The organism is Chitinophaga sp. CF418 (assembly GCF_900142925.1).
Taxonomy (GTDB): Bacteria; Bacteroidota; Bacteroidia; order Chitinophagales; family Chitinophagaceae; genus Chitinophaga.
Map to the genome: position 1 here is coordinate 61,554 of NZ_FRCN01000022.1, position 12,473 is coordinate 74,026.

11 protein-coding genes are annotated in these 12,473 nt (G+C 45.3%); 10 read left to right on the plus strand and 1 reads right to left on the minus strand.

The genetic code is table 11. From position 1 onward, the window contains the following. Positions 1-225: 225 nt before the first annotated feature. From F3I09_RS33485 to F3I09_RS33510, 6 genes are read left to right on the plus strand one after another with little or no spacing between them, the layout of a single operon-like run. Positions 226-738 (plus strand): RNA polymerase sigma factor, encoded by a 513-nt coding sequence (locus tag F3I09_RS33485; RefSeq protein ID WP_223233465.1) that lies wholly within the window; start codon positions 226-228, stop codon positions 736-738. After that, complete coding sequence (locus F3I09_RS33490; RefSeq protein WP_149699416.1) at positions 726-2,135, plus strand: PorT family protein; 1,410 nt, start codon at positions 726-728, stop codon at positions 2,133-2,135. Before F3I09_RS33485 ends, F3I09_RS33490 begins: the two co-directional genes overlap by 13 nt. A gap of 26 nt (positions 2,136-2,161) precedes the next feature. Continuing rightward, a complete protein-coding gene (locus F3I09_RS33495) occupies positions 2,162-2,584 on the plus strand; it encodes a hypothetical protein (RefSeq protein ID WP_149699417.1) in 423 nt (140 codons plus the stop codon). Positions 2,585-2,595: 11 nt separating this feature from the next. After that, the gene (locus F3I09_RS33500; RefSeq protein WP_149699418.1) at positions 2,596-2,997 is read left to right on the plus strand and encodes a cytochrome c; all 402 of its coding nucleotides are present in this window, start codon (positions 2,596-2,598) and stop codon (positions 2,995-2,997) included. Between the two features lie 9 nt (positions 2,998-3,006). Beyond that, a complete protein-coding gene (locus tag F3I09_RS33505) occupies positions 3,007-3,549 on the plus strand; it encodes a YceI family protein (RefSeq protein ID WP_149699419.1) in 543 nt (180 codons plus the stop codon). A gap of 8 nt (positions 3,550-3,557) precedes the next feature. Continuing rightward, positions 3,558-4,448: a DUF5777 family beta-barrel protein gene (locus F3I09_RS33510; protein ID WP_149699420.1), complete on the plus strand. Its 891-nt coding sequence runs from the start codon at positions 3,558-3,560 to the stop codon at positions 4,446-4,448. Between the two features lie 180 nt (positions 4,449-4,628). Here F3I09_RS33510 and F3I09_RS33515 read toward each other — a convergent pair whose 3' ends face one another. After that, the gene (locus F3I09_RS33515) at positions 4,629-5,060 is read right to left on the minus strand and encodes a DUF2147 domain-containing protein (protein WP_149699421.1); all 432 of its coding nucleotides are present in this window, start codon (positions 5,058-5,060) and stop codon (positions 4,629-4,631) included. A 283-nt stretch (positions 5,061-5,343) separates the two neighbouring features. Here F3I09_RS33515 and F3I09_RS33520 point away from each other — a divergent pair, with 283 nt between their 5' ends. The 4 genes from F3I09_RS33520 (at position 5,344) to F3I09_RS33535 (ending at position 12,288) form a co-directional block, all read left to right on the plus strand. Then, the gene (locus F3I09_RS33520) at positions 5,344-9,813 is read left to right on the plus strand and encodes a gliding motility-associated C-terminal domain-containing protein (RefSeq protein ID WP_149699422.1); all 4,470 of its coding nucleotides are present in this window, start codon (positions 5,344-5,346) and stop codon (positions 9,811-9,813) included. Between the two features lie 4 nt (positions 9,814-9,817). After that, positions 9,818-10,810, plus strand: a complete 993-nt coding sequence (locus F3I09_RS33525; RefSeq protein ID WP_149699423.1) for a type IX secretion system membrane protein PorP/SprF — start codon at positions 9,818-9,820, stop codon at positions 10,808-10,810. A gap of 74 nt (positions 10,811-10,884) precedes the next feature. After that, positions 10,885-11,802, plus strand: a complete 918-nt coding sequence (locus tag F3I09_RS33530) for an NAD(P)/FAD-dependent oxidoreductase (protein ID WP_149699424.1) — start codon at positions 10,885-10,887, stop codon at positions 11,800-11,802. A gap of 36 nt (positions 11,803-11,838) precedes the next feature. Next, positions 11,839-12,288 carry a MarR family winged helix-turn-helix transcriptional regulator gene (locus F3I09_RS33535; protein ID WP_149699425.1) on the plus strand — a complete coding sequence of 150 codons (450 nt, stop codon included), beginning with the start codon at positions 11,839-11,841 and terminating at the stop codon, positions 12,286-12,288. Positions 12,289-12,473: the final 185 nt, after the last annotated feature.

Consider the following 12,473-nt stretch of genomic DNA (forward strand, 5'->3'; position numbering starts at 1 on the left):
AGGGCCAGGAATAATTTTTTCGCCAAAAATTATTGATTTATAGTTGTTTATATAGCTGTGGGATTCTTATCTGGAAATTATTTTATACCTCAGGCAACCTTTCTTGAAGAGTTCCGTATTAAGTAGGTATAAAGGACAAACGTGAGCCTCTATTGATAAGCATTGGAACAACTGACTACCATAATACAGGGGTGCATTAATAAACAGCCCAGATGCCAAAAGTTATTGTATGAGCAATACTATGGCTATGCTTTTAAGATCGTATTCAGGTACATCTACCGGTATGAAAATGCCAAAGATGTTGTGAACGATGGCTTTGTGAAAGTATTTACCCGTTTTGACAAGTTCAGTTGCGAGGAATCAGAAGACCAGGAAAAGATGTTGATGGGATGGATCAGGAAGATCATGGTCAATACGGCAATTGATGAACTGAGACGGAAAAATATGATACCCGAGATCGGAGGTATACCGGAAGAGGTATGGGAAGTGCCGGATGTAGGACAATCAGCCGAACAGAAATTATATTACAAGGAGTTGATCGTACTGGTCAAAGAACTACCGCCGTCCTACCAGGTGGTATTCAATATGTATGTAATTGATGGATTCTCCCACCAGGAAATTGCTGATAAACTCAATGTCAGCATTGGTACCTCAAAGTCAAACCTGGCAAAAGCAAGGGCGTATTTACAAAAAAAATTAAACACAGATATACCTGAAATAGACGTATGCAGCTCCTAGACGACGATATGGACGAACTTTTCCGCAATGCGGCCTCAGATTATCCCCTGAACACTGGCGGGGGAGACTGGGAAGCTGTGCGGAACAAGTTGCAGCAGGCTGATAATAATCAGCAGGGGACAGCTACAGGCGGGCGTACAGGTCGCTGGTGGTTTAGATTCGGTCTCTTTGGGATCATGACTGCACTTCTTCTTGTTACAGCTGTTAAAGGCCTGTATGATGGGGAACGTCTTCCATCAGGAGATGAGGGCCGGGCATTGTATCATCCTAAGCTGCAGGTACCGGTTAACAGTCATACTACCGGTATACAGACAGCACAGGATGTAGTAAACAACAACGAAATTCAGGAAGATCAGCATAGTAAAGAAGCTATAAACGGAAACCAGTTCATTAAAGGAAAAGAAGTTGGTACCGGTAGCCGCGGTCATCAGGATGCGGATGAACATGTAGTCAGGAATGATAAGCAGAAGGTTACAGTAAGACCTGATCAATATACGGCCGGCCGGTTAACAACAGGGGACAGTGAACAATCCTCCGTGAACAGGAAGACAGGGAATACCAATGTACGCGCCAGCGTAATACAGGATGTTCCCATCAGCAGTTATCCTGCTGCCAGGCCGGGGATAACTGCTGTTAATAATACTCAACTAAGCCTTGATGGCATCAGGGGTACTGCTAACAGGGAGACGTATCCGGCAGTGAATATCCTGCATGCCAATAACAGGATACCAGTTCTTGCAAAGTCAGACAACAATGTTACGGTGCCGGCTAAAAAGGAGAAGCAGGAGCCAGCTTCTCTGAAAAAGGGATTGTATTATGGATTGATCGCAAGCCCGGATATTACTACGGTGAAATTTCAGCGTACTTCCAATGTGGGATATAATGTGGGACTATTAGCTGGTTACAGGTTCAGTAAAAGACTGGCAGTGGAAACCGGTGTGATATACGAACGCAAATATTATTATTCAGAAGGTAAATATTTCGAGACGAAGAAAACACCATGGCCAGATGGAATAAAGCTGATAGATGTGGATGGGTGGTGTAATATGTATGAAATACCACTGAATGTGCGGTATACTTTTGCGACAGGGGCTAAGAGCAGTTGGTATGTTAACGGTGGAATGTCATCGTACATCATGAAAAAACAGGGATATAATTATAGTTACGAATACTATGGAACCTATGGAGACCGGAATTGGGTGTATAAAAAAGCTACCAAAGACTGGTTCTCAAACATGCACCTGGGCGTAGGCTACGAGCGTCCGGTAGGTGTATTAGGAACCCTGCGGGTAGAACCATATGTAATGATACCTGTAAAAGGCATCGGCGTTGGTAATCTGCCCGTAACGAGTGTGGGCATGAACGTTGGCCTGACACGGCCATTACGGCTTAAATAAGAACCGTACTTAATAAGAATTATAACATGACGCGAAGAAAATTGATCATTCTCGCAGGGGCATTGCTTTGCCTTATAGCGGCGGGAACAGGATACTATTTGTATAATAAACCGAGAACTTCCGCAGCAGCGTCCCGCACAGATAAACATATCAGTGCGCAGAAACTGTATGAAGAATTTGCCAGTAATGAACAGCAGGCCAACACCAATTATGTGAACAAGGTGGTGGAAGTGAAAGGTACTATCACTGACATACAGAAAACAGGAACATCGGTATCCCTATTACTCGCAGGAGATGGAAATGGTGCAGGAGGAGTGAATTGCAGCATCGTGCCGGGAGAAGAGAAGCAGCTTCCTAAAGTGGGAGATTCAGTGCTGATCAAAGGACTGTGCACAGGTATGCTGATGGATGTAAGTATTGTCGACGCAACTATTATAAATAACAAGTAACAACTCAGATTATGAAAAAAGTACTGTTTCCTTTATTTGCAATTGCGATTGCATTCACAACAACCATCGTTTCGTGCTCGAAAGACAATGAACAGGATATCACCAACAATCCCAATCCTCCCGATGGTGGCGGTAATAACAGCTGTGATACCGCAAATATGAAATATACAGCCAACATATTGCCTATCATATCTGCCAGCTGCTATAGCTGTCATGGCAATGGTAATGTAAGCGGCGGTGTATCACTGGGTAATTATGCCGGCGTGAAAGCACAGGTTGATAATGGTAATCTCCTGCATGTGGTCAATCACGATGCTGGTTATCCTGCTATGCCACAGGGTGGTTCTAAATTGTCTGATTGTAATATCAATAAGATCAGATCCTGGATCAATCATGGTGCACTGAACAATTAAACTGTTGTAATGATGAGAACCATATGCTTTATTGTACTGGCTTGTCTGCTCTACCTGCCCATGCAGGCGCAGATATTTATGACCAGGAACGGGAATGTCAGCTTTTTCTCCAAAACACCTTTGGAAGATATCAAAGCTGAGAACAGCCAGGCTTTCGCCGCCGTAGATCTCACGAAGAAATCCGTAGCGTTTACATTGTTACAGCGGAATTTCCTGTTTCCTAAACAGCTGATGCAGGAACATTACAACGAGAACTACGTGGAAAGCGAGAAGTTTCCTAAAGCACAGTTCAGCGGTACTTTCACTGGTGATGTGCCTGCTAAACCTGGAACCTACAAGGTGCAGGTAACCGGACAGCTCACGCTGCACGGCGTTACACAGCAGATCACTGTGCCCGGAGAACTGGAAGTACAGGAAGGAAAACTGACAGCGAAATCTGCTTTTGCCGTAAAACCTTCCGACTTCAATATCAAAATACCGTCTCTGGTAAAAGATAAGATTGCGTCACAAATTAATATACAAATAGTCGCGGTGTGTCTGCCGGCAAAATAGTTTTGAATATGCAAAAGATAGCCTGTTATATCATATTGTGTTTATTACTTGGAAATGTAGCTGCCATTGCGCAGGATACGAGTCTGCTGAATATCTTGAACGATTCTGAGAATGCTGCTGATAAGGCGCATATTGTAACCGGAACGTTCAAAGCCACACAGCTGATCAATATGCCTACTGTAGAATCGCCCGGTAAACAAAACCTGCAGTTCCTCATTATGCACCGTTTCGGAAAGCTGAATGAAGGTGCTTATGAGCTGTTCGGACTGGACAATGCTTCTATCCGCTTTGGCCTGGATTATGGGTTAACTGACAGGTTATCTGTTGGCGTAGGCAGAAGCTCTGTTGACAAGGCATTTGATGGCAATATCAAGTACAAGATATTACGTCAATCAGAAGGCACAGGCGCCGTGCCTGTCTCGATCAGTCTTTATGAACTCGTGACTCACTATACACAGCGTTATACAGATAAGTCTTTTCTGAATACGCGTTTCCGTACCAGTTATACTTCCCAGTTACTCATAGCCAGGAAGTTTTCACGTAACCTTTCTCTGCAGCTGGCGCCATCATGGACGCATTATAACCTGGTAGCTACACCGCAGGATAATAATGACGTCTTTGCCATCAGTGCAGGCGGCAGAATGAAGTTCACCAAGAGGATGAGTTTTACTGCTGAATATAACTATCTGTTAGCTGACCCGGTAGTGTCAACTAAGGCATATAATTCGCTCTCCATGGGAATAGACATTGAGACAGGCGGACACGTATTTCAGCTGGTATTCACCAATTCCAATGGAATGGTCGGACCTTATTACCTGTCTAAAACAAATGGTAGCTGGGGTAAAGGGGATATCTTCTTCGGATTCAATATCTCGAGGAATTTCAACTTCAGAAAGTAACGAAAGGAATTGATCACTGCGCACAGCAGTTACGAAAAATAGAGCGTTCTAAGAGAAGAACCATTTACGGACAGGTAGAACAACAAACCTATGCCAACGGGGCGTTGGCCGGCAGGTTGAGGAAAGCGGTCGTTCATCAGGACGCCGCCTTCCCCGCCTGCCTGGCTTTTTTATAGTGGTTTAAGCTTTTGTCCATACAGTAGTGCGGCCCAGTAAGGGAATACCTACATAACCTTTGATCTGTAATATATTTCCCCTGAATCTCATCACGCAGCTATACGTCTTTCCACTTTTTGGATCATAGATCCTTCCACCTTCCCACTCGCCGTCATCATAGGTGAAATTGGTTAACAGTACCAGGTCCTGGAGCTTACGATTCCGCAGCTTCGGGTCAGGATTCTTGATATCTGTCCTGGAGCTTCCATCAGGTTCGTACATATTCTTACCCCAAACCAGTTTGCCAAAATATTTATTGCCGCTTTTATAGATCTCGATCTTACCATCTTTTTCTTCGTTCAGCCATGTACCAAGTATTTTATCTCCCGCATTTTGTGCAAAAATGTTGCCTGTAGCAACCAGTAATGTAAACAGGAGCAGAGTGAGTTTTGTCATTGTTGAATGTTTAAAAATGTTTCACGGGTATCCGGTCATACCGGTATGAATAAGCTGCAATATTCAGGCCGTTCCCGGTTATCTGCAGCCGAATGCTTTTTGTGAACATGTGCTATTGCAGAAAGTGATATAACTCAATGGTTTCGTGTATACTCTTCCTGTGATAGGTATGATAATTTTCATTCATATTATATTTATATCATAAATATCTCTATATTAGAAACCAGGTTGTGTATAGTTAGTGGATTACCATCAGAGGGATCCATCTAGTTCCCAGTTACTTATGAATCGAATTGCCATTGGATTATTGAAAACTTTGTCGCCGGTATTTTTTTTTGTATCAACAGCAATAGCACAAAAGGGATATATCTACGTACATGTCAGCGCACTAAATGAGGAATCATCTCCTGATTTTCAGTTCACTATGAACGGAGGCCCAACGGTTGTTCCTGACATCTACCTGAATGATCAGCCACTTGTGCCTGGGCGTACCTATGATATAGGGGCCAGTCATGGCATTACTGCTGGCGGAGTGGGAGATGGAGAGTTGTGGGCGTCTATGGAATCATCCGGACAAATTTATCACAGGACGGCTGGTAGCAGTCAGTGGACGGCCACTGGGCTGACTGGCACCTCGCTGGATGGCGCAGGACCGGGAGAGTTTGTTAATGTCGATGCTAACGGCGACGCATATTTCTTTGACGGTAGTAATCAACAGGTTATATATACAGCAGCTGCACATGGTGGGCTGAAAGCAACAGACATCACTTATGGTGGGGGGCGTATTGCAATTGTGACAGACGATGGCAGTATCTGGAAAAATGACGGGGTATCAGCTCCTTATACCGATGCCTGGACAATACTGGCTCCTGCAGGTGCTGCCAGCCGGCTGGATATGTTATCGTCCTCGGGACAGATCGTTTACTACAGCAATAGCGGAACAGTATTTACATTACCATTTATGGGAGGAACTGCTACCAATATTGGTAGTCCCGGCACTGCGGATGTTGCATTTGACGATGATGGCACCATCTATGCCAATGGTAGTAAATGGGGTGGAGGTACTACCTGGATATCCGATGCAACAGGCAATACATTCTTCAATCATATTACCGCCGGTCCTGCCGGGCAGGCATGGTGTACATCTGTTGCAACCAATGCCGCCGGAACAATCTATGCCCGTACGCCCGCTCAGGGTATCTGGATAGATGATGAAAGGCCGCGTCTTCCCTATAAAGGGAATGCTGTTATACTGCCCGTGGATGCAGGCAGTTATACATTGTCGGCGGTGATACCTGCGGGTTGGAACCTGGATGGTATTATACTGTACGATCCTACAGCCAATTCAACCGCATCTGTCAGCACGGCCGAGGCAACAATCAATGTGTCAGCAGGGGAAGTAGTGCATGTGGTAGTGCGTGAAGTATTGCCGTCGCCAATAGCCATATCGCAGGCATGTGGGGTGATATCAACAGAAGATTTTGGTACTGCATCAACAGCGCCTGTGGTGACCACATCTTATCATTATCAGAATAGCAACAATATCAGTGATGGTTACTACACCATCAATACAACAGACAATGCCGGAATACTGACAGATCATACTACCGGTACCGGTAATATGATGCTTATCAACGGTGCAGCCCAGAAGGAAGTTTTTTACCGGAAAAGGCTTACCAACCTACTTACGGGACAGCCTTATAAACTGAGCTTCTGGGTGGCGAATACCAATCCGGCTGCTCCTGTCAAACCGGATATCCTGGCAGGATTGACTGCTACGGACGGCGTTGTGATTTCTTCTTTCAGTACGGGAGCTGTTACAAGTAGCGGGTGGACAGCATATACATTTACATTTAATGCGCCTGGCAATACTGCTGATATCTTCCTGCAGAATAATGCCAACGGCAGTAACGGGAACGATCTCGCTTTGGATGACATAGCGATCATTCCTATGGCGGGTGTGTTACCATCCAGCACGCTGACACCTGCAACACCGGGCATATGTGCAGGAAATGCCTGTGTTATTGCCAATACTACCGGTGGGGGCGTATGGTCCACCAACAATGCTACGGCAGCTACAGTAGATGCCACAGGGAAAATATCCGCAGTAAGCGAAGGTTATGCGGATATCACTTATACAGTAACAGATGCTACAGGGTGCCAGGCTACTGCTATCACTACCATGACGATATACGGACGGCCAGCAGTTACTGCCACAGCAGGCAGCACCAGCATTTGTACAGGAGGTGCAGTAACATTGTCGGCAACAGCTGGCAATACCCTGCCGCCTTACACTTATCAGTGGTCGTCTTCACCCGCTGCCGGAGGCGCCATTACCAATGATCAGTTACAGAATACCACTGCTGCTCCTTCTTCCGCTGGCAGCAGTTATACATATATTGTCACTACTGTTGACGGACGCGGATGTACCTCTTCAGCAGCTACAACTGTTGTTACTGTTAATCCGCCGCCTGTTGCTACTATCAGCTATCCGGCAGATCTCTGTGCAGCAGGTATCGCTCCTGTGACCCAAACCGGTATTACAGGCGGTGTATACAGTGGTACTACCGGATTGATCATCGACGCAACTACGGGTACAATCGACCTGCAGAAAAGTACTACAGGTACACATACCGTCACCTATACATTTACCGACGGACAGTGTACAGCTACTATAACAGCTAATTTAAATATTCATGGTCTGCCGCTGATAGCCGCTATTTCCGGCGATTCTGCTGTGTGCGAAGGACAAAAGATCGGTCTGAACAACGCTACAGCTGCAGGTACCTGGAGCAGCGATAATACCGCCATTGCTACTGTAGATGCTGTGGGTACAGTAACAGGTATATCAGCAGGAACGGCTTCCATTGTTTATACTGTTACAGATAATTATGGCTGTACCAGTAGCGCAGATGCCAGCATCACGGTGAATGCACTCCCCACGGCAACTATTGCCTACGGACGTGCTGTATATTGTTTTACCGGTACTGCTGATGTAATGCAAACGGGTATTACCGGTGGCATATTCAGCACTACAGCCGGATTGGTGATTGATGCACAGACAGGAAGACTCGATCTCGGCGCGAGTGTACCTGGTGTATATACAGTAAACTATACTTTCAAAAATGGTATTTGCGCAAATAATACTACAACAACCGTGACGATAGAAGGCAAGCCTTTCGTTGCGCCCATTGCGGGGAACAATATGATATGTATTGACAACCTTGGCACTACCCTGAGCAGCGCTACCAGCGGAGGAAAATGGAGCAGCAGTGATAACAATGTACTGCTGGTAGACCCCACGGGACATGCAAGAGGAATAGCGCCCGGTACAGCTGTTGTTACTTATGAGATCACTACGGTCAGTGGTTGTACTAATACAACTGATTTTACAATGGTAATACCACCATTACCTACATTCAGCGCATCAACCACGCCCGCAACCTGCAGCAACAGCAGTGATGGCGGTATTACTGTACAGCCGCCCGGTAATGGTTATCAGTATGCTTTGAATGGTAACTGGGGAACGGTAAATACATTTTCCAACCTGAATGGAGGTGATTATAGTGTGCAGGTGATGAATGAAAAAGGTTGTATTTCAGCGCCGGATACCATCACTGTAGTAGCGCCAGGTCCTATTGGACTGATCGTAACACCGAAAGACATTACCTGTCATGGGGAAAGTACAGGTTCCCTCTCACTGACTGCTGTGGGTGGCACGCCGCCTTACCGTGTAGCATGGAGCACCGGCGCCACCAACAATAAGATCACTAATCTGCCGGCAGGAGACTATAGTGTGACAGTAACAGATAAGAATGGGTGTTCATCATCTATCAATGTAACACTGACAGAACTATTCCCGGTATTTGTAGTCAATGATCCTGTAAAGCAGGAGGGCGGTTTGCTGACTATTTCGGGAAAGGCAATGCCTCGTGCTGATATATTGGTTACTTATCCTGATGGTAGTATTACTACAACACATACTGATGCCAAAGGCAATTTCAGCACGCTTTCTCCTGACGTAGTTGGCACGGGAACGATCACAATCACTGTAACAGATCCTTACAGTAAAGGCAACTGTACCAAATACCTCAGTTACAATAATAGTACGGTTGCTGATCTGTCTATTATTAAAAGTATTACAGTTGCTGATGCACCGACAATAGGAGATGAAGCGACTTTCACCATCACGGTAAATAATAAGGGATTGGACCATGCTACACGTGTGATTGTAACAGATGATATTTCCAATATGCTGGAAGACGTCGTGAATATTACTACTACTGACGGTAATACCACCTTCAATACCCGTACGCGGCAGGTAGTGTGGACCATCGACACCGTCTATGTAAATAAACCTTTGCAGTTATCATTTACCACCCGTATTACCAGGGGAGGCTTGCTGGAGAATACGGCAGTTGTATCCGGCCAGGAACCAGATCCTGATGAGAGTAACAACACTGCCACCATCAAACCTGTGGAGATCTCTCCCGATCTCTATATTCCCAATGTAGTGACGGCTAATGGTGATGGTAAGAATGATTACTTCATCGTGAGGGGCATAGAGCAGTATCCGGGTTCTGTACTTGAAGTATATAACCGTTGGGGCAACCAGGTGTATTACTCCGGCAACTATGGTAACAATTGGGGAGGAGCAGGATTATCTGCAGGGATCTATTATTATGTACTAAAGATCAATTTGTCCCGTACTGTAAAGGTATATAAGGGATACATAGAGCTGATCCAAAAATAATATTATGAAAAGGGCTTGTTTACTGTTCATTGCTCTGTTACTGACCTGCATGGCGCAGGCGCAGCAGGATGTGCAGTTCAGTCAGTATGTGTTTAACGGTTTAAGTATAAATCCTGCTTATGCAGGATACAGGGAAGAGTTATATCTGCACAGCACTTACCGCCAGCAGTGGGCGGGTTTCCAGGGCGCACCGCAAACAGGCACCATTGCGATGGATGGCGTTACAGATGTATATACGAAAAGAGTAGGACTAGGTGGACAGGTAACGTGGGACCGTCTTGGTCCGCAGGAGTCCATTGCACTTTATGGTTCTTATGCTTACCGTATACCTTTGGCTAATGACAGCCGTTTGAGCATCGGTCTGGGCCTGGGTGTAACGCAATATGCAGTAGACGGCAGTTCCCGCAAATATGTTGATGCAGACGATCCTGCATTGACGCTTGGCAAACAAAGTACACTTGTGCCGGATGCCCGTTTCGGGATCTATTACAATACTTACAGAACCTTTATAGGCTTCTCTGTCATGGATCTGTTCTCTGCCTATACCGGCGGAAAAATGTACTTTGGTAACGGAACACTGTATTCTACTTTACGTAAATCCCGGCATATCTATCTCAGTGGGGGGACGGTGATATATCTCAACGATGATATCAAACTGAAGCCTTCTCTGATGATCAAGGATGATCTGAAAGGCCCCACTAATATCGACCTTAATGTTTTTGTATTGTTGCAGGAGCGCTTGTGGCTGGGAGCCTCTTACAGGGCGGGTGTAAACCTGTGGGGAAAAACAGCGTTAACTTCATCAGTCGATCCTGGCACAGCTATCAGTGTTATGACAGAAGTATTTGTATCAGATAATATGCGGCTGGGTTACTCTTATGATCTTTCCACGAATGGGATATCGCGTTACCAGAGAGGTTCACACGAGTTATCTATCGGTATTTTATTTCCACACAATAACAAGGTGGACAATACACGATGTGCGAGGTATTTCTGATAACCCTTGATTTGTCCTATAGAATCCGTACTTAATCCTATTGCAGCAAAATCCTTCATTCGTATTTTTATTGAATGAAGAATATACAGCAATTTGACGTCGCCATTATAGGTGGAGCATCCGCGGGACTTGCCGCTGCTTTAATACTTGGTCGTTCTATACGCAAAACAGTAGTATTCGACACAGGTGAACCACGTAACAAACCGGCAGCACATGCACATAATGTATTTACACGTGACGGGGTGTCACCGCTGGAGATCCTGGAAATAGGAAGGGAGCAACTGAAAGTATATCCTTCTGTCGCCATAGCGCAGGAGAGAGTGATAACAGCCGCGAAGGAAGCTGGCGGTTTCAGACTGGAAACGGCATCCGGGGGAATTTTTATTGTCCGGAAAGTTATTCTGGCTACAGGCGTAAAGGATATTTTACCGGAGATAGCAGGTATACAGGCTTTATGGGGAAGTAAGGTGATCCATTGTCCTTACTGCCATGGCTGGGAAGCAAGGAATACGTCCGTTGGCCTGATCGGTAATGATGATATGGCCTATCATCTGATTGCAATGATCTATAACCTGAATAAAGACCTGACTATTTTTACCAACGGGAAGTGTACATTTTCAGCCGAGCAGCAGGCAAAGTTACAGCAACTGGGCATCGGGCTGATAGAAACGCCAGTAACGGCAGTAGAAGATGAGGCAGATGGTATCAGGATCGTACTGGCAGATGGAATGGTACATCATAAGCATGCTACTTATGTCAGGGCTGCTCGTATAGAATATCATACGGAGCTGGCTGTTCAGCTGGGATGCGAACTGGATGAGGCGGGGTCCATTAAAGTGGATGAGTTCCAGCAAACAACCGTACCGGGTATCTTTGCCGCCGGAGATGTGGCCCATCCTATGTATCACCAGGTGATGGCTGCAGCCACAGGGGGCCTTAGGGCAGGTGGTATGTGCAATGGGCAGATGTCTGCGGAAGATTTTGAAAAATAGTTGTAGGTTTAACTATTTTAATGATTACTTTAGTGTGTGAAATCACCTGAAGATATTGTTCATATAAAGGCATTGGGAGAGGCTGTATCGGTCGTAAGAGACGCCATGCGGCATTTCGTACAACGCCGGCTGAGGGAACAGAATATTGATCTGACCTTTGAAATGCTACAGGTGATCAGCACATTGATGGAACGTGGTGAGATCAATCAGCAGGAGATTGCCAACCTCCTGAATAAGGATAAAACCAGCATTACCTATCTGCTGGACAATCTTACTAAAAGAGGCCTGGTAATGAGAGTGGAAGATCCCAACGACAGAAGGAATAAAATTATACATATGACGGAAGCAGGCCGGCGGGTAACCGACCTGCTCATCCCCATCATACACGAATTACATGCACAGGTCAGCAAAGGGCTGTCTGCAGATTACATTAAAAACGTAACCAGATCATTACTAGTCATTAAAAGCAATCTCGAAGAAGAGTAGCTTTTTTTTGATCTAATAGTTGAACGTTTAACTAATAATGATCTCAAGATTTTGTTACATACAGTGTAACAGTTGTAGGTTTTAAGTAGACACCGGAGTATTCTTATTCCGGTGTTTTCATTTAGAGAAAGTTCTGATATATGTGAAAATGAAATGGTTTTGATAAAAATCCGCGATTTGTCCAA